The 23,699-nt window shown below is 50.2% G+C and carries 25 protein-coding genes and 1 pseudogene; 9 read left to right on the forward strand and 17 right to left on the reverse strand.

The genetic code is table 11. The features are described from left to right. Positions 1-249: 249 nt before the first annotated feature. The 12 genes from ACY2RQ_RS16300 to gspC all read right to left on the reverse strand — a co-directional run bounded on the left by ACY2RQ_RS16300 (position 250) and on the right by gspC (position 11,272). Complete coding sequence (locus ACY2RQ_RS16300; RefSeq protein ID WP_490114054.1) at positions 250-1,014, reverse strand: type II secretion system protein N; 765 nt, start codon at positions 1,012-1,014, stop codon at positions 250-252. Further along, positions 1,011-1,487, reverse strand: coding sequence for a type II secretion system protein M (locus tag ACY2RQ_RS16305; protein ID WP_490114055.1), 477 nt, complete (start codon positions 1,485-1,487; stop codon positions 1,011-1,013). The genes ACY2RQ_RS16300 and ACY2RQ_RS16305 overlap by 4 nt, the downstream gene beginning before the upstream one ends. Then, positions 1,484-2,647, reverse strand: coding sequence for a type II secretion system protein GspL (gene gspL, locus ACY2RQ_RS16310; RefSeq protein WP_490114056.1), 1,164 nt, complete (start codon positions 2,645-2,647; stop codon positions 1,484-1,486). The genes ACY2RQ_RS16305 and gspL overlap by 4 nt, the downstream gene beginning before the upstream one ends. Positions 2,648-2,651: 4 nt before the next feature. After that, entirely contained in the window at positions 2,652-3,623 is a 972-nt protein-coding gene (gspK, locus tag ACY2RQ_RS16315; RefSeq protein ID WP_490114057.1) for a type II secretion system minor pseudopilin GspK, read from the reverse strand. After that, positions 3,620-4,270, reverse strand: coding sequence for a type II secretion system minor pseudopilin GspJ (gene gspJ, locus ACY2RQ_RS16320; protein WP_490114058.1), 651 nt, complete (start codon positions 4,268-4,270; stop codon positions 3,620-3,622). The genes gspK and gspJ overlap by 4 nt, the downstream gene beginning before the upstream one ends. Next, positions 4,267-4,641, reverse strand: coding sequence for a type II secretion system minor pseudopilin GspI (gene gspI, locus ACY2RQ_RS16325; RefSeq protein WP_490114059.1), 375 nt, complete (start codon positions 4,639-4,641; stop codon positions 4,267-4,269). Before gspI ends, gspJ begins: the two co-directional genes overlap by 4 nt. 1 nt (position 4,642) lies before the next feature. Next, on the reverse strand, positions 4,643-5,119 hold the full coding sequence (locus ACY2RQ_RS16330) for a hypothetical protein (RefSeq protein WP_490114060.1): 477 nt from the start codon (positions 5,117-5,119) through the stop codon (positions 4,643-4,645). A gap of 9 nt (positions 5,120-5,128) precedes the next feature. Then, the gene (gene gspG, locus ACY2RQ_RS16335) at positions 5,129-5,572 is read right to left on the reverse strand and encodes a type II secretion system major pseudopilin GspG (protein WP_490114061.1); all 444 of its coding nucleotides are present in this window, start codon (positions 5,570-5,572) and stop codon (positions 5,129-5,131) included. Positions 5,573-5,619: 47 nt separating this feature from the next. Continuing rightward, positions 5,620-6,825, reverse strand: a complete 1,206-nt coding sequence (gene gspF / locus ACY2RQ_RS16340) for a type II secretion system inner membrane protein GspF (RefSeq protein ID WP_490114062.1) — start codon at positions 6,823-6,825, stop codon at positions 5,620-5,622. Continuing rightward, positions 6,822-8,300, reverse strand: coding sequence for a type II secretion system ATPase GspE (gspE, locus tag ACY2RQ_RS16345; RefSeq protein ID WP_490114063.1), 1,479 nt, complete (start codon positions 8,298-8,300; stop codon positions 6,822-6,824). The genes gspF and gspE overlap by 4 nt, the downstream gene beginning before the upstream one ends. Before the next feature lie 10 nt (positions 8,301-8,310). Next, the gene (gene gspD / locus ACY2RQ_RS16350; protein ID WP_490114064.1) at positions 8,311-10,347 is read right to left on the reverse strand and encodes a type II secretion system secretin GspD; all 2,037 of its coding nucleotides are present in this window, start codon (positions 10,345-10,347) and stop codon (positions 8,311-8,313) included. A 64-nt stretch (positions 10,348-10,411) separates the two neighbouring features. After that, complete coding sequence (gspC, locus tag ACY2RQ_RS16355) at positions 10,412-11,272, reverse strand: type II secretion system protein GspC (protein ID WP_490114065.1); 861 nt, start codon at positions 11,270-11,272, stop codon at positions 10,412-10,414. Between the two features lie 251 nt (positions 11,273-11,523). Here gspC and ACY2RQ_RS16360 point away from each other — a divergent pair, with 251 nt between their 5' ends. From ACY2RQ_RS16360 to ACY2RQ_RS16395, 8 genes are all read left to right on the forward strand, one after another. Continuing rightward, complete coding sequence (locus ACY2RQ_RS16360; protein ID WP_490114066.1) at positions 11,524-11,988, forward strand: YHS domain-containing (seleno)protein; 465 nt, start codon at positions 11,524-11,526, stop codon at positions 11,986-11,988. 89 nt (positions 11,989-12,077) lie between these two features. Further along, positions 12,078-12,602, forward strand: coding sequence for a hypothetical protein (locus ACY2RQ_RS16365; RefSeq protein ID WP_490114067.1), 525 nt, complete (start codon positions 12,078-12,080; stop codon positions 12,600-12,602). Between the two features lie 47 nt (positions 12,603-12,649). After that, positions 12,650-13,489, forward strand: a complete 840-nt coding sequence (locus ACY2RQ_RS16370; protein WP_490114068.1) for a D-alanine--D-alanine ligase family protein — start codon at positions 12,650-12,652, stop codon at positions 13,487-13,489. Continuing rightward, positions 13,486-14,394 carry a cyanophycin synthetase gene (locus tag ACY2RQ_RS16375; RefSeq protein WP_490114069.1) on the forward strand — a complete coding sequence of 303 codons (909 nt, stop codon included), beginning with the start codon at positions 13,486-13,488 and terminating at the stop codon, positions 14,392-14,394. Before ACY2RQ_RS16370 ends, ACY2RQ_RS16375 begins: the two co-directional genes overlap by 4 nt. Further along, entirely contained in the window at positions 14,394-15,638 is a 1,245-nt protein-coding gene (locus ACY2RQ_RS16380) for a hypothetical protein (protein WP_490114070.1), read from the forward strand. The genes ACY2RQ_RS16375 and ACY2RQ_RS16380 overlap by 1 nt, the downstream gene beginning before the upstream one ends. After that, positions 15,628-16,167, forward strand: coding sequence for a DinB family protein (locus ACY2RQ_RS16385; protein ID WP_490114071.1), 540 nt, complete (start codon positions 15,628-15,630; stop codon positions 16,165-16,167). The genes ACY2RQ_RS16380 and ACY2RQ_RS16385 overlap by 11 nt, the downstream gene beginning before the upstream one ends. Positions 16,168-16,360: 193 nt before the next feature. Further along, positions 16,361-16,918 (forward strand): hypothetical protein, encoded by a 558-nt coding sequence (locus ACY2RQ_RS16390; RefSeq protein ID WP_490114072.1) that lies wholly within the window; start codon positions 16,361-16,363, stop codon positions 16,916-16,918. Positions 16,919-17,114: 196 nt separating this feature from the next. Further along, on the forward strand, positions 17,115-18,023 hold the full coding sequence (locus ACY2RQ_RS16395; protein WP_490114073.1) for a LysR family transcriptional regulator: 909 nt from the start codon (positions 17,115-17,117) through the stop codon (positions 18,021-18,023). A 6-nt stretch (positions 18,024-18,029) separates the two neighbouring features. Here the strand turns inward: ACY2RQ_RS16395 and ACY2RQ_RS16400 are convergent, their stop codons facing one another. The 5 genes and pseudogenes from ACY2RQ_RS16400 to ACY2RQ_RS16420 all read right to left on the reverse strand — a co-directional run bounded on the left by ACY2RQ_RS16400 (position 18,030) and on the right by ACY2RQ_RS16420 (position 22,865). After that, positions 18,030-20,306 carry a PAS domain S-box protein gene (locus tag ACY2RQ_RS16400; RefSeq protein WP_490114074.1) on the reverse strand — a complete coding sequence of 759 codons (2,277 nt, stop codon included), beginning with the start codon at positions 20,304-20,306 and terminating at the stop codon, positions 18,030-18,032. 202 nt (positions 20,307-20,508) lie between these two features. Then, positions 20,509-20,652: pseudogene (locus ACY2RQ_RS16405) on the reverse strand (transposase); the annotation flags it as partial. A gap of 41 nt (positions 20,653-20,693) precedes the next feature. Further along, complete coding sequence (locus tag ACY2RQ_RS16410) at positions 20,694-21,296, reverse strand: NADPH-dependent FMN reductase (RefSeq protein ID WP_490114075.1); 603 nt, start codon at positions 21,294-21,296, stop codon at positions 20,694-20,696. 154 nt (positions 21,297-21,450) lie between these two features. After that, entirely contained in the window at positions 21,451-21,939 is a 489-nt protein-coding gene (locus tag ACY2RQ_RS16415) for a DUF2141 domain-containing protein (protein ID WP_490114076.1), read from the reverse strand. Between the two features lie 38 nt (positions 21,940-21,977). After that, positions 21,978-22,865 (reverse strand): sterol desaturase family protein, encoded by an 888-nt coding sequence (locus tag ACY2RQ_RS16420; protein ID WP_490114077.1) that lies wholly within the window; start codon positions 22,863-22,865, stop codon positions 21,978-21,980. Positions 22,866-23,065: 200 nt separating this feature from the next. Between ACY2RQ_RS16420 and ACY2RQ_RS16425 the strand changes: the two genes are divergently transcribed. Continuing rightward, positions 23,066-23,635: a TetR/AcrR family transcriptional regulator gene (locus ACY2RQ_RS16425; protein WP_490114078.1), complete on the forward strand. Its 570-nt coding sequence runs from the start codon at positions 23,066-23,068 to the stop codon at positions 23,633-23,635. The last annotated feature ends 64 nt before the right edge of the window (positions 23,636-23,699 follow it).

Consider the following 23,699-nt stretch of genomic DNA (forward strand, 5'->3'; position numbering starts at 1 on the left):
CGTTAACTTCTTGAAAATCAATCGGTTAGCCTTCAACGAAGAGCATCTCAACAATGTTGTCAGCGATCCTGGTCGGTGACTTTTCATCGACCTGCCCTGACAACGAGGAGCGCATTGTATAGATATTCAGCGACAGGTCAAGATAGAAAAAACGACTTGCGGCAATTATCTCCGTAGAGGACAGCTCTCTTACTTTCCACACGACAATGGCTGCCCTGTCATTCTAACCCATAATCCGGGAACAACGGTTTACCCCTGAGCCAGAATCTCAAATCGCCCATTACGCTGCTTTAGCCCGGCAAATTTCAGCAGAATCGCCTGTTCTTTGTTTGCGGGAGAGAGTGTACCACTAAGCTTGAAACGCCCGTTCGGCTGAATTCTCAAATGGGCCTTCAGGGAAAGGGAACCAGTATCGGTTATCTTTGCTACCAGTGCCTGGCCACTACACGACAGTTCAGCCACAAAACCAACAGGCTCCGGCCAGAAAGGAATCTGTACATCCTTCAGCAATAACTGCCCATCCAGTTCAGAGCACCCTTGCGGAGTCAGTTTTGCCTGCTCAATAGTCAGAGCAACCCCCCCTTCCATACCGGCAGCCGCCTGTAGCTGAAGTGGTATTTGAGGCAGAAAGACCGATACCAGCCCTTTAAGATCCCCATCACCACTCACATCATTCAGAACCAGCTGGTTCCGCTCTTCGATACGAATATCACCGGTGATTTCTGATCTCAGACCTTTGGCGGTAAATGCCAATTCCGGAGACAGGGCAGGCAGGGACCAGAACGCCAGATCCCATTCCAGAGTATCAAGAGCAATATTATTAATAACCGGCTGAACCAGGTGCCCTTCCCACACGCTACCCCTCACCGCGCTGGCGGTAACCGGCAGCTGACTTTGCAGAGATTCCGGCACAAACCGGTACGCCAACTGGGCGGGAAGCAGAGCCACCAGCCAGATAAGAATCAAAGCAAGAGCGGCCGCTCCCCAGAGCAAAACAGGCTTTATCGCTTTCATTGCTCATCTCCGGCAAACAGAATATTACCCGAGACCCGTCCGGGAGCCGTGCGGTCCAGTTTCAGGGACTCTGCCTGCACACCATCACGCTCCAGGGTATCCAGGAAACTGAGCAATGAAGTGAACGACCGATCATCCAATACCGCAACACTGCCGTCGGCCTGCCAGGATGAATTCTCATCCCAGATGCCCAGTTCATTGCCGCGCTTTTCAATCAGCCTGTTTACACCCCGTGGCTGGCTGCCACCGGCTGCCTGTATAGACGTTGCCAGCTGTTTCAGCTCTACCAACTGAACAGCACGGGTATCCACCTTGTGACGCAGCTGTTCCTGCCAGCCAATCAGTCCTCGAATACTCAACCAGAGAATCAGGATAATGGCTGCGGGCACGCCCACCAGCAGCAGTTTCTGCTCTCTTGGGGCAAGGCCCTGCCACTTCTGCAAAAGCTGCTGCTGTATTTGACCGATATTCATCCGCCCACCTCCAGAGCCACCAGCTGACCACCATTTTCACCGGCTATGGCAGACACTTGTTGTATTGTTACCGGCTTGTAGCCAGACAGCGCCTGCTTGAATTCCCCCCAGACCTGATCCTGGACTTCAACGGTAACCTGCAGACGATCAATACCTGATTCCATAGACGATAACACTACGCCCTGTTCCGGCCAGATACGAATTAACTGATCCAGTTGCACCATCAGGGATGAACGACCATCGGCTTCCAGTTCCACCAAGCGACTGCGCATCTGGTGAACCGGCTTCACCTGTCGGGAATTTTTGCCCATCACTTGTTGAAAAACCTGGGATATTTCCTGATCCAGCTGCTGTTTATGATTAATCAGCTGAATACTGTCCCAGGTAAACAGACCAACCTGCAACACAATGGCGGCGGCAACCATGGACAGGGCAGGAATAAAAGATTTCAACCGGCCGCCGGAACGGGCCAGACGGAACTCATCCTGGAGCAGCGTAGCCTGGGGCAACCCCTGGTCTTTACACAGCTCTTTACTCAACTCTTTACCCAACTCTGCCAGCTGCCCCAGTACCGATTGCCCGTCACGGGATTTATAAACCGGCATCTCCTGCTGTTCAGAAAGAATGACCCACTGTTCCAGCCAGCTTTCAGGCAGTGCCGCACCGGTCAGCTCCCCTGAACGAATTATGGCCCGACCATCGGCACAAAAGGCCTGGGCTTTTTCAGGCAGTAATGGCACTGCCAGATAATCCGGCAACAATGACGCAACCTTCAGATCGCTTTCCTGAAGCACAGCTTGCCACTGACCCATAACCTGTCGGTCAACCACGGCAACAGGAACCAGCCCGTTACTGCTTCTACGCCCAAGAGCGCATATAAACACTTCTTCCGGAGAGCTGGTAATCTGCTCTTCCACAGCCCAGCCCAATACCTCACGGGACCATTTCGGCGGCACTTCCACATTCAGAGTGACCACTTGCTCACCCGGAACAAAGACAGTTGTCTGATACTGGCGAAATTCCGGTTTTAGCAGTAGCAGGGCCTGCAGGGATTCCGAGGTTCCCTGGGTAACGAGCGATCCGCCACTGTCATTTTTGTGCAACTGCCAGGTCACTTCGTTCTGCCCGGCCTGTAACAGGAGAAACAATTGTCTGGTCATAGTCTCAGGTCTCTCCGAGAATTCGCTGTACCCGGTGTATTTTGTTATTTTTGATTACAAAAAAACTGTTCAACTGCATATTCAGTCCATGGAAATGGACATTAATAGTGGCTTCAAAAGCATCGCTTTTTACCACCAGCTGTTTACCCAGAAACTTCTCCTGTTCTTGGGAAAATCCGGCACTGCGCATCACCGGCAGTTCATAAATATCATTCAGCCCGGCAAAACCATTATCCGGACGGTTTGTCAGAATATCTCCGGCTTCCGAGACATTTATCCGGTTAAAAAACAAAGCGGCCAATAACGGAGCCTGCTCTTTATCCAGAGTATTAATATTGACTATTCGCCCATTAACCGGAAGCGCGCACAGAAAAGGAGATAACTTATTTAACTGATCCCGGCTTAAAGCACCCGTCTGCAGCACTTCATCCAGACTGGCCAAAGAGGTATTGGCAGTATAAAAACCTGCGTTGTCTGACTGGTAATCCTGATCTTCGCCACCATCGGCACTGACCAGTTCAAAATCCCCATCAAGCCAGTCCACTACCCGGCTGACCACAAGATCATTATTCAGTTCTTCCAGCTTCAGATTGCTCAACAGAGCCCGAAACTGTTCAACGGCCAGGTTATCAATCTTGCCCGGCTTGGTATCCGACAACAGACCATTAATATTGAAACAAGCCCGCATATCCTTCAGCTTGCCGTCTACCGTTCCCCCGTCAATCGGATATACCTGCTCCTGTTTGGCCCAGGGCTGACCTAGATTGGTGGTTTTCTCCCGGACCAGACGTTTCAGGGAGTAAGCCACAATCTGCTCGGCAGAATCAGCATACCACCAAGCCTGAGTATAGAGCCGGGCATTCTGCTGCCGTCGTGCATCCTTTTGCAGGCGTTCACCAAACAGGGCTAGGGAAAACACCATAATGGCGGTAATTAACACCACAGAAAGCAGGGCTACGCCTTTTTGCTTTTTCATGGTTCCCCCTCATCATCAAGCTGCTGGTAACCACTGCCTTCTTGAGAGGGAACAACCGCTGGCAACAGGAAACGACGGGTTATCCGACCAAGACCTTCTACCTGCACCGTCAGGGCAATAGCTTCGGGAAGCCCGTCATCCACTGGAGGATAGGCGAGCCAGTTATCACGGTGATAAAAACCCCATTCCAGATCTTCGACCTCCAGCAGGGTATCCACGTCTTCTTTGAAAGCATCCGGATTTCTCAGAGATTTTGTAGAACGGCTCAGCTTATTATCATCCCAAGACCACACTACCCGGCTTAACGAAGGTGCATCAGCTTTTATCTCCGGTGCCCAGATATTGTGGGCCAGCCATTCAATCTGCTGATCCGGATCGGAGAAACGCCAGACACTATCAAGGGTTTCACCATCACGGTCCCGCAGTTTTACCGTGGCCAACTGGGCAAAATCCTTTTCCAGCAGGGTCAGTACCAGCTCTACCCTGTCCAGGTTTTCTGTCCGATTCTGGTAATGTTCACGGCCATCCAGCACAGAGGACAGCGCAGTGGCCGCCGCCAGTCCAACCAGGGCAAATATGGCCACCGCAAGCAACAGCTCAAGCAGGGTAAAACCCTGACTTTTTCGGCTTATTCTTTTTCCCGTCATCGCCCGGGCACCAGTGCAACAAGGGAAATCAGGTGATTTTCTGACTCCCCTTCTTCATAAACAAAAACCTCGGCCTGCAGGAAGTCCTGACTCAGGGTACGGGACACAATCATACGCCAGGCATATTCCTGCCCGCCCTGCACGGCAGTGCCCTTGTATTCCCCAGAGGATGAACGGTTGCCCTTTAAACGCATATCCACCAAGGTGTTACTTGCAACGATACCCGCCAGCATGGCCTGTTCCCGATGTAGCAGGTTGGCGGTACCGGAAGAGAGCAGATTCAAACCCGCCACGGACACCACGGCCAGAATAAACATGGCCACCAGCACTTCCAGCAGGGTCATGCCGGATTGCTGTTGAGATGCTGACAACTTATTTGTCCTGGGCTGCTTCAAGCACCGCATCGGTGAGTGTTCCTGTGAGTATCAGTACAGAGCTTCCATCGCATAAATCCAGTTCAAAGGGCGTCCGCTGGCCATCCGGTAGAATCAGTACCCGTACGGGTTCAAGGTTCTGCTTCGGGCCATTGCCGCAGCTGCCACGGGCAGCCAGCCAGACCGGCTCTTCCAGCGTTCTGGCTTTAAACGGCTTGTTATCGACCTGCAGCCACTGGCCACCGTTTTTCTGGGAAAAGCTATAGCTATTGCCTTTAAATTCCATCACAACGGGCTTGCCATCGAAAATGGCCAGGTCAACCAGTTCATTCTGCAGAGCCAGAATGCGCTCTCCCTGCTGGCGCAGGTGGTTTTCATTGCTGGTGGATAGCCGTACGACAGTAACCATCAGGGCAGACACCGCAACGACCACCAGCAGTTCGATATAACTGAAACCCGACGTCTTTCCTTTCACGGGAAAACCTTAACCCAGATCCCAGTTACCGATATCAGCATCAGTCCCTTCACCTTCAGCCTCGCCGTTAGCACCCAGGGAGAAAATATCGATATCGCCATTCGCACCCGGAGCCAGGTACTGGTAAGGATTACCCCAGGGATCTGTCGGCAGACGCTTGATGTAACCATTTTTTTTGTAGTTTTTGGGCTGGGGTCCGGATTCCGGCTTGACCACCAGAGCTTCAAGGCCCTGGTCTGTGGTGGGATAGCGGAAGTTATCAGCCTTATAGAGTTCCAGTGCCTGCTCAAGAGTGGCGATATCAGTTTTGGCTTTCTGCACCATGGCCACTTCCTGGTTCTCCAGAATATTGGGGGCAACAACAGCGGCCAAAAGGCCGAGTATCATCATCACCACCATCAGCTCCAGCAGGGTAAAGCCTTTTACACGACGTTTTGAATATGTCTCTTTCATTGTTTTATCCCCCGTAAACCCTGCACAAAAATATCAGGGCTTATGTCTTATAAAGCTGTCAGGTTATTCAGTTCCAGGATGGGCAGCAGTATCGACATCACAATGGTCAGCACCACCCCACCCATGGTCACAATCAACAGTGGTTCAAACAGGTTCATGCCCACGGTAATAGCAGACTCCACTTCCCGGTCCTGCTGATCGGCGCAGCGCAGCAGCATGCCATCCAGTTCACTGGCCGCTTCCCCGCTTTTTATCATATGAACAATCAATGGCGGGAAGATACCGCTCTCCCCCAGGGCCCGGCCCAGTGAATCACCACCACGCACCTTTAAAGCAGCGGCCTCCAGAGCCGTACCAAGCCTGCGGTTCTGCACCATGGGACGGGCGCAGGTCAGGGCGTCCAGTAAAGGCACACCACTGGCCAGCAGCATTCCTAAAGTGCGGCAAAGCCGGGCGCACTCCACACTGTTAATCAACTGCCCCAATACCGGCATTTTCAGTATCCAGCTATCCCGGGCCATACGAATATCGGGCTTTCTCATCAACCAGCGCCATAAGAACACGCTACCCACGATCAGCCCTAACAGCACAAACCCATATCCCCGCAGGAATTCACTGATGGCAATCATCGCTTCCGTCAGGGCCGGCAAGGACTGGCCTACACGGTCAAACTGCTGGGTAATCTTCGGCACCACCCACACCATCAGACTGGTGACAACAGCAATACTCACCAGGGTCAGTACCACTGGGTAAACCATGGCTCCGCGAATCTTCTGCATTCGGGCATGGGACTGCTCCTGGTAATCCGCCAGATTTTCCAGCACTGGTCCCAACTGGCCGGACTGTTCACCGGCCGCCACCATGGCGCAGTAGAGCTCATCAAATGAACGACGATGGCTGGCCAGACTGACAGACAGGGAAAAACCCTGGGCCAGCTGCGCCCGTACAGACGACAGCACCATCTTCATCCGTTTACTGGTGGCGTATTCCGCCGATGTGCGCAGAGCTTCTTCCAGGGGAAGGCCGGATTGAATCAGGCTGGACAGCTGACGGGTAAACAGCAGCAGCTCTCTGTGACTTAAACCCCGCAGCTGGCTCTGACCGTTCTTTCGGTCTTTCTCCTGACTCAGACTTTCGGGAAACAGCCCTTTGTCCCGAAGTTGTTGCCGGGCGATACTGGCGGAGTCCGCCTCTATAACACCGGTGACTTTACGGCCAGCGGTATTCCGGGCGCTGTACTCGTAAACAATCACTCCCCGGCCCTCGTCACACGCAGGACTTCATCCACCGTGGTCAGCCCCGCAAGTACTGCGTCACGGCCTTGCTCAACCAACAGGGTATTCTGCTTATGCTGGCAATCCTGCAGCTGGCTTTCTGAACCGCCATCACTGATCAGGTCAGCCATCTCACGGTTCACTTCCAAAAGCTCAAACAGACCGAATCGCCCCTGGTAGCCGGTATGATTACATTCATCACAGCCTTTTGCCGCATATATGGTGGCACCGGTCATGCCCTCATCAATACCCATGGCGTGGGCATGATCGAGGATAGTTTCCTCACGACAGTGTTCACACAGTTTCCGTACCAGACGCTGGGCCAGTATCACCCGCAACGTAGACGCCAGCAGAAAAGGCTCAATCCCCATATCCAGCATGCGAGTCACGGTTGCCGCAGCACTGTTGGTATGGAGAGTGGAAAGTACAAGGTGGCCGGTCAGACTGGCCTGGATAGCAATATCCGCGGTTTCCTTATCCCGAATTTCCCCCACCATCACCACATCCGGGTCCTGACGGAGAATGGCCCGCAGCCCCTTGGCAAAGCTCATATCCACTTTGCTATTCACCTGGGTCTGGCCAATGCCTTCTATGGCATATTCCACCGGGTCTTCCACGGTCAGAATATTGCGTTCCTGATCATTTAACCGGGAAAGAGCAGAGTAAAGAGTGGTGGTTTTACCGGAACCGGTAGGACCGGTCACCAGAATAATGCCGTTGGGGTGGGACAGGCCTTCAAGAAAACGGCCTTTAATCACTTCGGGCATGCCCAGACGATTAATATCAACGGAGGCATTGCCCTTATCCAGCAGACGCATCACCACCCGCTCACAGTAACGGGATGGCAGGGTCGAGACACGCACATCCACTTCCCGTCCACCCAGTTTCAGGGACAGACGACCATCCTGGGGCACCCGCTTTTCCGCGATATCCAACTGGGCCATAACCTTGATACGGGAGACCAGCAGCGGTGCCAGCTCCCGGCGAAGGTCCAGCACCTCCTGCAGCACGCCATCCACCCGCAGGCGGACACGGGCACGCTTTTCATAGGTCTCAATATGAATATCAGACGACTGGCGCTTAATGGCTTCCCGCAGTACCGCGTTAATCAGCTGTACGACAGGGGCATCATCTTCAGAATCCATCAGGTCTTCGGTTTCCGGCAATGTGTCCACCAGGGAAGCCAGATCTATGGCACCATGAACATTTTCCGCCAATAGTTCACTGCTGGGATTGCCCTGTTCGTACTCGGCAGTTAGCAGCCCTGAGAATTCATCTTCAGACACCATTTCCAGCACAGGAGCCGCCTCAAAGCTGCCCACCAGGCTGCGCTGCAGCTCCGCCAGTGCTACAGGAGCGGAGCCGGAGTGACAGACAATCCTGGGATTCCCCTCATCGGACTGCACCAGCACCCCATGGCGGGATGCGTAACGGTAGGAGAGTCTTCCTGTCATAACGAAGACCTCAGTTCTGGCTAGAATCTGTATCAGTACTGGGAGCTGCACCTCTGCCAGGAGCTGTGCTGGTATCCGGCACAATACCTGCCTCTGGCAAAAGAGGGCGCTGTTCATCCGGCAGCAGGAAGATACCGTCCTTACGTTCCAGCAACTGACGGGCACGGATATAGCTGTACTTGTTACCGGTAAAGGCACGGACATCATCCTGGGTACGGATCACCGTAGGCTTCAGGAACACCGCCAGATGACGTTTCTTCTTGCTGACATCCCGGGAGGTAAACAGCTTGCCCAATACGGGGATATCACCCAGTAATGGTACCTTATTTTCCACTTCAGTCAGATCTTCGCTGGTCAGACCGCCGAGGATAATTGTGTCGCCATCGTTTACCTGGATGGTGGTCTTGATTTCCCGCTTTGTGGTTACCACATCCCGCGCTCCGGTTGAAGGAGCCAGAGCTGAGACTTCCTGGAAGATATTCAGGCGAATGGTATCTCCTTCATTTATCTGGGGGGTGACCTTCAGCTTTACGCCCACATCTTCACGTTTCACCGTGGTAAAGGGATTACTGTTGTTATCACCGGTTACGGAACCGGTAACTACGGGAATATTGTTACCCACAAGAATGGAGGCTTCTTCATTATCCAGCACCATTAAAGAAGGGGTGGACAGAACATTGCTGTTGGCATCCGCCTGCAGGGCATTAATCAGCACACCCAGGCTGGTGCCGTTTTTGGAGATATGGCCAAGGCCAGCCAGCAGGCCTTTCGCGCCACCCAGAGCATTGGCGGCATCACCGGTATTACCCGCGGCAATATTGGCCGCCAGATTAAAGGCTGAAGGGGCATTATTACTGTTAAAGCCGGTACCAGCCACTGGGAAATTCTTCTTGCCAAACAGCCACTGAACACCCAGTTCACGGGCAGTTTCATCACCCAGTTCCACAATCACCGCTTCTACATGCACTTGAGCACGGCGAATATCCAGCTGGGTAATCACCTGGCCGAGATGCTGAATCTGCTCATTGGGACCACTCAGTATCAGGGCATTATTTTCCGAATGGGCTTCAATACGCACCTCTTCCGGTTTGCCACCCTCTTTCTTAGCCTTCACACCCTTGGCAATTCCCTGGAGCACTTTCAGTACAGAATCCGCTTTGGCATATTTCAAATAGAAAACCCGGACACGGCTGTCACGACCAATTTCATTATCCAGCTGGGCAACAATATTGCGGACACGGGTCAGGGTTTCTGCGCTGCCTCTTACCAGAAGACAGTTGGTACGGCGATCAGGTACAAACACCGGCGCAACAGCCGGATTACCGTTCTTACGGGCGGCGTCGGACATCAGTTTGGAAAGAGAAGACGCGATATCATCGGCATCGGCATTATTCAGGCAGATCAGCTCCACCTCTTTACCACCCCGCTTATCCAGCATGGCCGCCATATCGGCGATATGGCTGGTATTGCCCTGGCCATCCACAATAATCAGGGAGTTGCTGGGAGGATATGAGAACAGGTAACCGGTTTTTTTGTTAATCAACGGGCGAAGTACCGGCACCATCTGGGCAGCGCTCACGTGCTCAAGATGGATAATCCGGGTTACCAGCTGATCAAAGGGGACATCATCGGGATTACGGTTGCCGTAAATCGCATTGGCGTTCAGACGGGCGCTCTGGCCGGGAACCACCTTCCAAGTGTCGTTACTGATGGCCACCAGGGCAAAACCTTTCAGCTTCAGCTCCGTCACAAACAGATTCATCAGCTCATCATCACTGAGCTGCTTCTGGCTGCGAATATTCAGTTTTCCGGTCAGGCGCTGATCCAGTATATAGGTATTCCCGGTCAACTTGCTGACCATGCCGGCAAACTCACGGATATCAATATCCTGGATATCCACGGAGTAACGTCCGGCCTGGGAAGAGACAGGCAGCGCCAGCAGTACAGCAGACAGGCCGACTTTGATCAATGCCGCTTTAGCAATGCCAAAAGCCGAGGCTGCGATCAGCGATGGGGAAAAGCCTGATTTGTATTTCAATATTTTCATCACGACAACAGCTTGAGTAGTTTATTTGTTCTTCTGGCTGCCTAATTCATTAGAAGCCACGCTCTCAGAGCCGTCTGACATCAGTTGCGGCTTTAAAACTTATGGTCTTGCGAATCACTTTTCCGGACCGCTCTATCTCCAGTTCCACTTCATCAGCACTGGAGAGAATACGGGTCAGTTCGGGAAGGCTGTCGCTGGAGAACAGCAGCATATCATTTACACTGAGCAGAATATCATTGGCCTTAAAGCCCAGCTCTTTAAACAGGGTTACATCACTGCCGGGCTGTACCTGGAATCCCACCAGCTCACCATTTTTCTGAAAAGGAGCGCCGTATACATAACGGTCCAGCAGCGCCGGGTTGGTCTGCAGTGACTGTCGGATAGCATTCAGCCGGTCGGAACTGGCCATTACCTGTTCTGACTCAGCTGTGGTATTGACCTTAATACCCCGAAGCACGATATCCCGGCCTTCATAAGGTACCTGCTGCAACTGTCCGAGATAACGGATTATCACCTGATCAGTGCTGACCGACTCAAGAACAATATCTTCGTCATTATTAATATTCTCCCCTTCCCGATAGGCCCGCTGCAGGCCGTCCAGGGTCAGGAACACCAGGGACTTCCCCGGCTCGTCGCTGCCAATCAGACCATCAACGGTAATATCAAGGGTGGTCTGTGCCACCACCTGGGGGGGACTCTGCACATCTTCAGCACCAAACAGCTTCGCATTCTGGATGCTGAGGATATTGTATGTAGGGGCTGAAGAGTGAACCCCTGCAGAGGCCTGAACAGACGCTTCAGGAAGAGGCGGGGCAAACACATCCAGCACGCGAAAAATCAACTGTGACACTACGCCACAAAGTATAATTAACGCTAAAACACCCGACAGCCTGCTGATTGTTTCTTTTCCTTTATCTGCCTTCATGGTGCCCGGATTTTTACTTCTTTAATCAGAAGGTTAGTTATTGTATTTTGTAAATACTACACAAATGTGATCTGAAGATATACGCACATACACTGATCACTAAAGTCGAATTCGGAGTGGATATTTATGTCAGAACACACGTCTGACCCACTTCCCATGAATCTGTTTCGCTAAAAAGAACGTAATAACTATCACAGCCCATGATTTCTGTTTAACGAACAATAAACAGACAGCTAATAAGGATGAAAACAATGAAAATCGTCAAACACCAACTTATGGCCTTTGCCAGCTTTCTGGCTCTTATTCTCTCTTTTCAGACAAGCCCTGCCTTTGCTGAAGATGCGATTTATACCGGCTATTTCAGCAATAAGGCCGTAAGTGGCTACGATACCGTCGCCTACTTTACCGAAGGCAAACCGGTGAAAGGCAGCAGTAAATTCACTACCGAGTACATGAATGCCGCCTGGTACTTCAAGAGTGCTGAGAACCTGGCCCTGTTCCAGCAGAACCCGGAAAAATACGCTCCCCAGTACGGTGGCTACTGTGCATGGGCTGTGGCCCATGGAAAAACCGCCAGTGCCGATCCGCAGCAATGGGATATCGAAAACGGCAAGCTCTATCTGAATTACAACACCGCCGTAAAAACTGAGTGGCTGAAAGATAAAAGCGCTTTTATCGAACAGGGCGACAAGAACTGGCCCTCTGTTATTCAGTGAATCCAAAGCCCGAAAACAACGTATATAACAAATAGAAGCACTAAGGCGAGCTGCAAATGCAGCCACTTTCCTGAACAGAAGAACACAGAATGAAAAAGCAGTTAATTCATATATTCAGTTGGGTAGTCGTAGCCTGGATTACCAAGGTCTTTCTCTTTTCCCTGCCCTACAAATTTACCGGGCATCCGGACACCCAGCATATCTTTGGCACCATTGGCGAGTGGATGAAAGGGGTTCTGGGGGATGGTATTGGCAGCTGGTTTATCAGTTACGGCGCTTTCGCTGTTGGTATTGCCGAACTGCTGGTGAGTATTTTTCTGATTATTCCGGCTCTGTTATTCCTGATTGAAAAGCTGGCAGGAAAAACCCTGTTCCCCGACCAGAGCCTGTTCCACGCCCTTGGTGGCCTGGCAGCGGCAGGAGTTATGACCGGTGCGGTATTTTTCCACCTCGCCACCCCCTTGGGCATTGTCGTACTTCACGGAGGAAAAAGCGACGGCGGTTCCCTGTTTTACGCGGCCGTATCCATTCTGGTGCTTGGCCTGATTATGGCCGCCGCCAATTACAGCCTTCTGAAAGATAAAACGCAGAGTCCTGCAGCAGTGCAGTCCTGATTGGACTGCACTCCAGCCCTGCAATAAGAAAGACCGGAAGTATTCCCATGATGACCCGCATTCTTCTTGTGGCCATGTATATATGGCACTGCCTGTTACGGCGTACCGGACCCTGGAAATTTTTCCAGATTAATGCTGATCACTTTAATGACGACAAAGGCCTGTTTTCCAAGTTGGATATGGATCAGCGTATTCCTGTCCGCTGGCGCTTAAAACAAAGCAGAGATAATGGTGTTATTCAACCGAATCACTTTCCGGTTTTTTTAAAGCCTGAATGGGGCCAGAACTCCGCCGGTATTATCCGTGTGGATAACAACGCTGAACTGCAGCAGGCCAGGACTGAACGAACCGACATGGATGTGCCCTACCTGATGCAGGAAGGCGCGAGCGGACGACGGGAGTTTGAGGTTTACCTGATTCAGTCTGAAACATCACCGGACCAGTTCAGCGTTCTCTCTGTAACGGAAGTGATGAACACCAGCGATGATGAATTTCCGGTCAACGGCATATACAACAGCCATACCCACTACCGGGATATTACCCCGGAATTTAGTAAACAACAGATTCAGCAACTCTGGGAACACCTGAAAACAGCAGGTCCGTTCAAAATGTCCCGCTTTGGTATTCGGGCCGACAACCTGGAACAGTTACTTGCTGGTAATTTCAAGGTTTTTGAAATTAACCTGTTCCTGCCCATGCCCCTGGTATTGCTCTGCAACAACATCACCATAGTTCAAAGGCTGCGGCTTATTTATTCCCTGGCCCGGGAACTGGCCCGCATTACCCGGTCCCTACCGGCTCACCAGAAAAACAAATCCATCTTCTTCCGCAAACTGTTCCTCCGGAAGAGAGCTCAACTGACCGGGAAAGAGGAAGTGGCCCTGTGAAAGTATTCAAACAAACCCTGTACGGCTATATCAGTAAAACTTTTATGAATGGCTGCACCAGCTATAACTCCCTGGAAGTGAGGAAAAGCTGCCGTTCAAAGGCCCAGGCTCGGGATGCCTTTGCCGCCAATGATATTCCCCATGCCAGGGGCACCATTTTTCTTAATCCGTTAAAGGCCCACAGGTTTGCCAAAGAGCATGGCTTTCCCCTAGTAGTCAAACCGGATGTTGGCGGTTTTTCCAGGGGCAGTTATTTCCCTATCAAAAATTTTCGGGAACTGTGGAAAGCCATATTCCTGGCAAAAATCTGGTGGCCGACCAGTGTCGTTGAACAATATCTCGAAGGCAAAAATTACCGGGTACTGGTTGCCAATGGCCGGGTTGTCTCAGTTATTCAACGTTATGCCCCCTTTGTCACCGGCAATGGCACAGACTCCATCGTTACACTGATTGATGCAGAAAATAAAATCCGAAAAAGGATGGGACTGCTGGAATGCATGTATCCACTCCAGAAAAATGAACAAACCAGGGGATTTCTGGCAAAACAGAACCTCACCCTGGATTCCGTTTTACCCGAAGGACAACAGGTCAAACTCTTCCACCGTATTGCCCTGGCTCCCGGTGGCGTGATTGAAACCATTCCCCAACATAAAGTGGCGGCAGACAATATCGCCCTGATGGAAAAGACCCTGAATGTTTTCGGTGCCAATATCCTGGGTATTGATGTGATTATGGAGAAAGGGATTGAACACAGTCATAAAGACCAGAAATGCATTCTGCTGGAAGTGAATTCACGCCCCTACGTGAAAATGCATGACTACCCAAGATACGGCGAAAAAGAAGACCTTTCCCCCTGCTTTGCTGAGCTGGATAAACTGAACATAGCCCAGACCGATATTTTCTGATGGCTCTTTTTGCAAGGCTTGCGTGGTTTTCACAGCTTTCCGGCATTCGTTACTTTTACCGTTTCTCAGGCTTCCATGCTTTTCTGATGGGGTTGCTGCCGTTCTTTCTGCCAACCCTGCTCTGGCGTGAGGGACATTCTCTGGCGGTGATTGCCGGCGTGATTGCCCTCTCCGGCTTTACCTATCTGTTGGCCCTGACATTCTGGGAACAGCTGCGGGCAAGCCGTTTTTCTCTCTGGGCAGTGCGGGGTTCTTTTATTCTGGAAGCCCTGCTGGTGATTGTACTTTTACAGCAGCCGGAAACAACTGGCGGATTAATAGTTCTGTCGGTTTTCAACGGGCTGTATGGCTGCTTTTACTGGATGTCCCAGCGGGTGTTATTTAAAAACCTCTCCGCCAGCCATAACTCCGGCAATCATTTTGGTAACTTCCAGATTCTGGTGGCAATACTGTTAAAGATTGGCATTATGGCTGGCGCATTTCTACTGGACGGCCAGGATAACAGTCTGTTGATAGCTCTAACGTTAATCGTGAGTTTTCTTGGGTTGAGTCAGACTTATACACGACAGAGTATAAATGAGCTTGGTTCTGCACTGTCAGCCAAAGCTGTTCCCTTTAAAGATATTCTGAAATTCCGGGATAACTTTCGTTCAAGAAGTGTGTTTATACTGGATGGCCTGTTCCTGTTTCTGGAAAGTTATTTCTGGACCCTTTCCCTGTACTTTATTAACCAGCAAAGCCTGATAAATCTTGGCTCCATGGTCGTGGTACTGACCATTATTCTGGCGGTGCTGTTCTGGCTGGTAAAACGGGTGATCGATAATAGTCCGGCCATAGCTGTATTTCGTATCTCTGTTGTTCTCTATAGCGTGTCCTGGCTGTTAAGGGGTCTATTGGATATACATGACAATACTGCCATGCAGTACACCCTGATTGTTGTTATTGCCTTTCTAACCAGTCTGTTTCGGCTGTCGTTTAATAAAGTTTTCTTTGACCGGGCTGATAAATCCTCACCCCATCGCTACCTGCTGTTAAAAAGTTATTTTTCCCAACTGGGTATTACCGTGTTCTTTGGCCTGATCGCTCTGGCTCTGCTCAATACGGCCAATCCAGTCAATGCTCTGCAGACCATTTACTGGCTGGCGGCATGTCTGGCACCCTGCTTCTGGCTATACAGCCGCAAAGCATTATCGGCACCAACTCACAAGATTTCTGACAAGGAAGAATCCCTCCATGCACTCTGATTTCAATACTATTCTTAAAGGCAATCTTGAAACGATTGAGCAACTGATGGACTTTATTCAGGGTGTAAGCCAGGAAGATTATCAGCGTACCGACAGCCGGTTATTTCCCAGCTCGATTGGCCAGCATCTGCGTCATATTCTGGATCTTTATCAGGTTATGATTAACCCAGCAACTCAGGGCCTGGTTAATTATGATATGCGGCGCAGAGGGCTGCCTCTGGAAACGGAAAAAGAGGCCGGGCTTGTAGAGCTGCAGACTCTATGGAACTGGTTGTCTGCTCTCTCCCCTGAGACTCTGAACCTTCCTGTAACAATAAAAACAGAAATCCTGCTTTCTTCCACTGCCAGTGTCACTATGACATCCACTCTGGCACGGGAACTCTGTTTTGCCTCAAGCCATCTGACACACCATCTTGCACTTATGGTCATGATTGTCAGAATTATTGGCCATCAGGTGGATGATAATATTGGACTGGCACCTGCTACGGCTTCATTTATGAACCGGCAGAGTGAGGGCGCTGTTTCTTAGAACAATTCTGCTAAGAATCTGATACGATCCAGGAATAAAGTTACCTGCTTCATACCTTACATTATATTTTGACTTTCCCGTGCCAGACATCTTCTGAAATCACAGATAAACAGATCTATACTCATGCCCTCTTCACCCGTGAGGATAACTCATGAGGTTCCGCATCCTTTCACAGGCTCTGACTTTAAGTACTATGGTCACTGCTGCCAGTTCAGGTTATGGTGGACTTGGATTTGGATTTGGGTTCTGCAATTATCTGAACATTGTTGTGGAAAATGCGAGCATTAACCCTCTCACACTTTCTTCAGCCACAGGTTCCTGTAAGTTCGAAGCTGATCAAAACTGCTCAGCTTTTCTGGGTAGCTGTCACGTCTTTTTGGGCTCCAGCTGTGTTATTCCAGCACATTCCCAGGCCACGTTTCATACGGGCTACTGCCTGGGCAAGCTCTTCTCCAATATACCGAGTATAACCATCGGGTTAAATTTTCCACCACTACAGGATTCCTCTACACTCACTATAAACACTGTACCTTCGTTTAAGAAGGGTATTTGGAGTGGCGAAACCTGGCTTCAGAGTTACTATCAGGAAATAAAGCTGACCAAAGACAAAGCCGATGGTTTACCAGGGGAACCTGAAACCATCTGGTCTGTCAATTACAATCCCTATACTGTTCCAGCATCTAAAACCATCACCCTTTCCTGTGATATAAGCGGCAGGAATATTGTACCCGACTGTCGGCCGAAAAATTAAGGTCATAGTCTGCAGTGAAAGGCGTCCATAAAGAGCTTAAGTGAAATACTCAGCAGTAAAGTTTACTGGATTCAAAACGGGTTAGGGAAGAATAGCGAAGAGACTTTGGTTTTAAACACTCAAAAACGCAAAACTTTTTTGCAGAAATGGAATAATAACCAGCCCATTCCCGCCTGAATTTCGGTAGGGTCTAACCATGGACTTAAACGCAGTAGATCTATTTATCCGTGTAGCGGAAACCGGCAGCTTATCTGCCGCATCCCGGGCCCTTGACCTTCCGGTATCAACCATCAGCCGCCGTATTCAGGCTCTGGAAAAACAGCTGGATACCCGGCTGCTGGAGCGCACTACTCGAAAAATGCAGCTCACACTCAGCGGTGAAGACCTGTATGACAGTTGTGTCAGTGCTATCTCTACCCTGAAAGATGCAGAAAGCTCGCTGACCAACCGCCGGGACCTGCCGTCCGGTGTCGTACGTATTATTCTGCCGCCCGGTTACAGCCGTTATCTGTTTCTTCCCTTGCTTCAGCGTTTTCGCAGGCACTACCCGGATATCAGCCTGCGTATCAGCTCACAGGGGTCTGCCGGGGAGGTGAATACCGGAAGCACAGATATTATGTTCTGTACGGAGCCCCCCGATGATCACCGCTCCCTGACCCGCACCCTGATGAACTTTCATCACCAGCTGGTAACTGCCCCCTCTTATCGGGAGCAGATCGCCCATCTGGAACATCCGGAAGACCTTCTCCAGTACGATTGCATTCTCTACGGCAATAGCTGTAAGCCGGGCATATGGCAGTTTGAGAGCCGGGACCAGAACACTTCCTCCCGCATTCTTCCCCCCGATGACACAGTGTTTGACTGTTACTCCCAGGTTCAGGACGCGCTGCTTGCGGGAATGGGTATTGGTGAGCTGCCGGCCCTGATGGCCGGTCCACTATGCGAGCAGGGTTTGCTGGTACCTGTCCTGCCAGAGTGGCAGATGCATAAAGGCAGTTTTGATGCGGTGATACCTGTACAGCGTCAACTACCCAGGGCCGCCCGGGTGTTTATGGATTTTATGGAAGAGTATCTGCCATCGGCCATTAACTGGCCTCTGCACTAAATCAATTTACTCGGCTTGTTTTCTCAGATGACGCAGCAAACGCTGGGCATTCGCCCCCTCATCAGGGTAACGGGCTGAGTAAAGACAATATGAGGGCTGAATTCTGTTTCCGTCACTTAACACAATGGGCTGACCAAGGGCTTTGCCCACCAGGTTCCGGGTTTCTTTTTCCAGTCCCTTCTCCCGAATAATCATAAATTCATCCAGACAGCTTCGGGCTATGGTATCTTCAGGGGAAAGGGACTCCTCCAGAAGAAAAGCAATTCGCTTCAGGATCTGGTCCCCGGCACCATGGCCATACTCTTCATTCAGTTCCGCCAGGTTTGTCATGCGAATCAGGGTTATATCCAGAGAGTGTCGCCTGTGCCGGGCACGCAGACAGGCCATCTGCAACCTGTCCTGAAACAGGTGCCGGTTTGGCAGACCTGTTAGCGGATCATTCTGCCGGGCAAACATTTCCGCATCCCGACGACTCCCCACCTGCAGTGCCGATGAATAAATGCCCAGATAGTGCTGCACCTGCCCATTAATCACTATGGCCTGAATAGACACATGCTGGCGAAGGATTGAACCATTACGGCAACGGTTCCACAGGTCCCCACGCCACTTGCCCAGATGATGAACTTCGTTCCAGAGTTCCTGATAAAAAGCCCGGTCATGCCTCCCGGAACTGAATATGCCCGGCGTATTTCCCACCAGTTCATCCAGGGAGTATCCGGTTGTTTCAAGGATAGAATGGTTGGCACTGATAATCCTGTGGTCGGCATCGGTAATAAGAATGCCCTCGGCAATATTATTGAGTACCGTCTCGATTTTTTTCTGCTCAACCTCCTGCTGCCGAGTATAGGTGATATCCATCACCATATTCACCAGCACTTTGGTTTTCTCATCGGCGCGGAGCAGCCAGTATTTCAGTACAGAGTAAAAGCGGGGACCATCCAGGGTTTCCAGCACCATTTCATAACTCAGGCTTTCATCGGACTGAAATACAGTTTTATCAGGACGGCTAAGCTGGCGCGCCTCCCGATACTTTTCTTTCAAGTTATTTCTGTCTGCCCGCAGGATCTTCAGAAACGCCTCGTTCACTTCAAAAAACTCACCATTGTCCTCTATCAGGGCAATACCCACCGGTGCCCGCTCAATCATGATCTTGGCATTCTGCTGATAGGCCTGGATCATACGTTCCAGCATAATTTGATCATGGATATTCTCACCGATACCACGATATCCTATCAGCTCCCCCTGCCGACTTCTGAACGGTCGGCCACTGAGAGCAACCCAGAAGCCCTTTTTCCCCATGGGGAGTCGAATATCCCGTACAGGAAGGCCATTTTTCATGGCCAGGGCTGCACTGTCCTGCCCGGCTTTCTCCAGTAAGTTAATCAGTGACCGACCTTTGACCTCATCAAGACTGATACCTGTCTGCAGGGAGAACTGGGGAGAGACAAACGTCACTTTACATTTATCGTCAGTTTCCCAGAACCAGTCCGAACCACTCAGGGCAAAATCAGCAAAGCGATCCCTGGTAAGACGCAGTTCGTTTTCCAGATTCCGGTAAACTGTTATATCCGCCAGCATCCCTACAGCTCTGGCAGGTTCACCATTTTCCGTCCAGGCACAGATACGACCTTTATCCCTGACCTTTTTCCATTCTCCCTGCCTGGTCTGTATTCTGTATTCGGCTTCATAAAATTCCTTCTCCCCAGCCATATGCTGCTGCAAGGCCGTCATAACCTGATCCCGGTCATCGCTGTGAATAAGATCAAACCAACTGGAAAAACAGGGAGAGCGCTCCCCCGGCTGAAACCCCAGCATACAATCCAGTTTCGGACTGAAAAATACTTCATCCGTCAATGCATTCCAGTCCCACAGACCATCACAGGCTTCATTCAGGGCAAAAGCCAGCTGGGAATTCTTGTCTGTAGAATCAGCCTGTAATGGGGAGTCCTCTTTCAAGCTGACCAGATAATACAGTCGTTCCTCTACGATCACAGACATACAGGAAAGTTTCACGGGACTCCTTCCCGGGTTTATAGAAGACACGGACATGCTTTCTGATATTTCACAGAGGCGGATTATGTCCTCCTTTTCCAAGGGTAAAAATAATTCTGTCTTGAAAAGAGCGTTCACACCCTGGCCGACCAGCCTGTCGGAACTGTCACCCAGCAGCTGTTCAGCACAGCGGTTGGTACAGACAACATCACCATTTACCCCTACCAGAAACAGGGCCAGAGGCAGCCGACCATAAGTTGCAGAGAAAAATTCTTGGATTGCCAGAGACATAGTGCCCAAAGTCAACAAAAAAACAGAACAAATACCTCCTGAATCTTCATACACTCAGGAGAAGCCGGGAGGAATAGAAGGATACGCCCTATCTGTCGAGATGGTTTCACTACTTACAGTTAACTGACCTCCGACAAAGCCGGAGGCTTATCAGACGACGCTCTTAAAGGGCTTTTCGCGCCCAGGGGCGCGGCTCTAAAGCTAGCTCTTCATCAAGACCGACTGTACTGACAAAATATCCTCTTGCCCAAAAACACTCATCTGAAAAACTGCGATGGTTTCCTTTAAAGTGCCTTGCAATCGCTATCGCATATTTTCCCTTCAGGCAGTCGGCAATATGGGTTACATGTGTATTTCGACAGCAAAGTAGTTGGGGTTTAATTCTGCTCAGGAAATGCCATTCGCAAAACCATTCTTCATACGTTCAAGCGCAGCAGGGCGCAGACCGGACAAAGCTTCGTCATAAGCCAGCAGGTCTTTCAGGGCAAACTCGATACGTTCCAGGTAGAAAGGCTCGGAAGGATGATCAGCGGACTTCTCACCATTCAGAACATTTTCCACATCACGGATAATCAGATGCTCCGGCAGGTAGCAGATACGGCTGTTCTTGTAGCTGGTACCACGGAGTTCTGAAATCACAAAAGCGCCACCCAGGCCAGCAGAAACAGCGCACAGCAGAGCAGGCTTATGACCGAACTGCGCGGCGCCAAACCAGATCAGCAGATTCTTCAGCGCCGGAGGAGCCATACCATTCCACTCGGGAACAACAAAGACAAAACCTGTCGCTTCATTCAGCTGCTTGCGAATCCCATCCATGGCAGCCTCATCGTCCGCGCCTTCACCATCCCACAGGGGCAGAACTGTCTGACCCAGGTCGAGAATGTCCGCATCAACACCTTTATCCATCAGCTGCTGCAGGATAAATTCAGAAACCTTGCGGCTTTGGGATACTTTCTGCTGACTGGCAGAGATGACCAGAATACGGCTCACCGTGATGACTCCTGAAATTTTATTTTTTAAAAGCTTTTTTATTGTTTAAAAGCTTTATTTTTAGAAGATTTGTCTTTATATATTCTGATGAATTATCAGTCGCCGGAACATTATTAAAATGTCCCGGCGAAATCATTATTCACTGATTACCGGCTTAGTAATAAACCAGAGAGAGCTTTTCGGTCATGGCAGAATCACCCAGGGTGAACTCCGCATCACTGAAAGCAGCAATATCATCAATGCCGGCACCGTTAGAGTAGGCATAACCTTCCTTCGGAATACCATCAACCATATCAAAGTCCTGGTTGCCGTTCTCATCGTGGAATACAACAATGGCATAATTACCGGCAGGCAGATTAACAGAAGAAGTCGCCTTGCCTTTCTTTGGAGTCATTTCAAAAACAGCATCGGCATTTTCCAGATCAAAGGCGTCAAACGCACCTGCCTCGGAATAGATTGCACCATAAATAACACCGTGATCACTGCGAATATTCTCAACGTCAATAATCAGAGGGGTCGTTGTGCCTGCCTCTGTAACTTCACCACCTTCCCCACCAGCACTACCAAAGGTGTAGTAAAAACCAACAGCAACCAGCATGGTGAGGGACAGTGCTCCCAACAACATCATTGACTTTCTAAACATAAATCACCTGTTTATTTTTTCTTAGCGTATCTGTCGTATTATTTTTCAGCTTTCACGGCTACAGGCTCAAGTTTAGCCACATGCTCCGGTTCCCAGCCTGGCTTGCGGAACAGGTATCCTAACACATCCCCTAAACTCTTTGAGGACAGGACCTGCTCACCCAGACGCTGAAAGCCGTGGAAGAAAACAGTAATGGGGTTATTGTTATTAATGGGCTTAACAATACCGTAAGTCGGACGTTCTTCTTCCTCAGCGAAAGTACCGAACATCTTGTCCCACAGAATCAGAACACTGCCATAATTTTTATCCAGGTATTTCTCATCGGAGCCATGGTGTACACGGTGGTGAGAAGGCGTGTTAAAGATTTTCTCCAGGGGCCCGAGCTTGCCAACACGTTCAGTATGCAGCAGGGTCTGGTAGAGCTGGTGCAGGTTCTCAACCACGATAACGAAGATCGGGTGGAAGCCCAGCAGAACCAGAGGAATATGGAACAGGAAGGCCACCAGGCCATCCAGAGGACCAAAACGGAAGGCTACAGCAATATTAAAGAAGGGCGAGCTGTGGTGTACGGTATGCGTCGCCCAAAACATGTTGATTTCATGAGCCAGACGATGCTCCCAGTAGTATGCGAAATCCGCCAAAAAGAAGCAGACACAGAACGCAATTAAGGTATTCTCAATGGTGAACAGCGTGAATCCATTATTATAAATCCAGTAATAGGTCACCAGGATTACGGCGTAATAAAGAATTCCCGCACCGAGATATGCAAAGTAGGAAATGGCGCTGTTGACAATATCAACAATTTCAGCACCTTCAAAGCACTTATTCCAAAGCTTCCAGGCCATCTCATAAGTCAGAACAACCGCCGATATAATGATGACGATAAATCCTGCCCAAGCCTCCCAGCTCTGAGCAATATCCAACATTGAATATTCCACGCTTCTCTCCTCGACAATTTTTATATCTATAGTTTTTTATCATTTTTTTGAGACATTAATGTCTCACAGGCATTTTGGCAAGGAAATTTAACACAAAAAGTGCTCTTGAGTTTTTTACACAAACTTGACATCTCAAGCACCAGAATGGAACACTTAAGTTTCAAATATAAACTTGAATTTCTTCATTAATGCTCGGTAAAAAACGTCAGTCGACTCTTAACAGACTACTGGACAGCTCTCTCCGCCTCCTGGCCCAGGACACCAACACCACCATGGCTGAGATTGCCCAGGCATCCGGTGTTGGCCGTACGACTCTGCATCGCTATTTCCCTTCCCGGGAAGCACTGATGAAAGAGCTAAGCATTATGGCCATGCAGGAAACGGAAATCGCCGTAAACAAGATATGGTATGACTCTGACAGGCAATGTGCGAGCCAGAAACTGCTGCTTATCCTGGAAGCCATGATTCCCATTGCCGATCGCTTTCACTTTCTGCATCGGGAGCGCCTTTCCCTCCATGATGAAGACCTGAGCAATTCCTATAAAGCCCAAAGAAAAAATTTCAAGATCCTGATCAGAGAACTCAAGCAGGAAAGCTTTATTTCAAAAGAAGTTCCCGACGAATGGGCGGAACTGGCCATCGACAACCTGACCTGGGCGGCCTGGCAAGGGATTAATGAAGGGGTAATTGCCCCAAGGCAATCCGCTCAGATAGTCTTTAATAGCATTGCCGGCGGCCTGAACTGGTCAAAGTTGTAAACAGATAAAAGAATACCCCTTCCAAACAAAAAGACCTGCCAATGCGCAGGTCTTTTTGTTTTTA

It is taken from the genome of Parendozoicomonas sp. 209JJ7-1 (assembly GCF_058147085.1).

Excerpts from the sequence above, each read along its gene's own strand:
- ACY2RQ_RS16425 (WP_490114078.1), top strand. The coding sequence starts at position 23,066 with ATGCTCGGTAAAAAACGTCAGTCGACTCTTAACAGACTACTGGACAGC.
- ACY2RQ_RS16395 (WP_490114073.1), top strand. The coding sequence starts at position 17,115 with ATGGACTTAAACGCAGTAGATCTATTTATCCGTGTAGCGGAAACCGGC.
- ACY2RQ_RS16420 (WP_490114077.1), bottom strand. The coding sequence starts at position 22,865 with ATGTTGGATATTGCTCAGAGCTGGGAGGCTTGGGCAGGATTTATCGTC.
- ACY2RQ_RS16390 (WP_490114072.1), top strand. The coding sequence starts at position 16,361 with ATGGTCACTGCTGCCAGTTCAGGTTATGGTGGACTTGGATTTGGATTT.
- ACY2RQ_RS16360 (WP_490114066.1), top strand. The coding sequence starts at position 11,524 with ATGAAAATCGTCAAACACCAACTTATGGCCTTTGCCAGCTTTCTGGCT.
- gspE (WP_490114063.1), bottom strand. The coding sequence starts at position 8,300 with ATGACAGGAAGACTCTCCTACCGTTACGCATCCCGCCATGGGGTGCTG.
- gspL (WP_490114056.1), bottom strand. The coding sequence starts at position 2,647 with ATGACCAGACAATTGTTTCTCCTGTTACAGGCCGGGCAGAACGAAGTG.
- gspC (WP_490114065.1), bottom strand. The coding sequence starts at position 11,272 with ATGAAGGCAGATAAAGGAAAAGAAACAATCAGCAGGCTGTCGGGTGTT.
- gspD (WP_490114064.1), bottom strand. The coding sequence starts at position 10,347 with ATGAAAATATTGAAATACAAATCAGGCTTTTCCCCATCGCTGATCGCA.
- ACY2RQ_RS16415 (WP_490114076.1), bottom strand. The coding sequence starts at position 21,939 with ATGTTTAGAAAGTCAATGATGTTGTTGGGAGCACTGTCCCTCACCATG.
- ACY2RQ_RS16400 (WP_490114074.1), bottom strand. The coding sequence starts at position 20,306 with ATGTCTCTGGCAATCCAAGAATTTTTCTCTGCAACTTATGGTCGGCTG.
- gspJ (WP_490114058.1), bottom strand. The coding sequence starts at position 4,270 with ATGACGGGAAAAAGAATAAGCCGAAAAAGTCAGGGTTTTACCCTGCTT.
- ACY2RQ_RS16385 (WP_490114071.1), top strand. The coding sequence starts at position 15,628 with ATGCACTCTGATTTCAATACTATTCTTAAAGGCAATCTTGAAACGATT.
- ACY2RQ_RS16370 (WP_490114068.1), top strand. The coding sequence starts at position 12,650 with ATGATGACCCGCATTCTTCTTGTGGCCATGTATATATGGCACTGCCTG.
- gspG (WP_490114061.1), bottom strand. The coding sequence starts at position 5,572 with ATGAAAGAGACATATTCAAAACGTCGTGTAAAAGGCTTTACCCTGCTG.
- gspK (WP_490114057.1), bottom strand. The coding sequence starts at position 3,623 with ATGAAAAAGCAAAAAGGCGTAGCCCTGCTTTCTGTGGTGTTAATTACC.
- ACY2RQ_RS16365 (WP_490114067.1), top strand. The coding sequence starts at position 12,078 with ATGAAAAAGCAGTTAATTCATATATTCAGTTGGGTAGTCGTAGCCTGG.
- ACY2RQ_RS16300 (WP_490114054.1), bottom strand. The coding sequence starts at position 1,014 with ATGAAAGCGATAAAGCCTGTTTTGCTCTGGGGAGCGGCCGCTCTTGCT.
- ACY2RQ_RS16380 (WP_490114070.1), top strand. The coding sequence starts at position 14,394 with ATGGCTCTTTTTGCAAGGCTTGCGTGGTTTTCACAGCTTTCCGGCATT.
- ACY2RQ_RS16305 (WP_490114055.1), bottom strand. The coding sequence starts at position 1,487 with ATGAATATCGGTCAAATACAGCAGCAGCTTTTGCAGAAGTGGCAGGGC.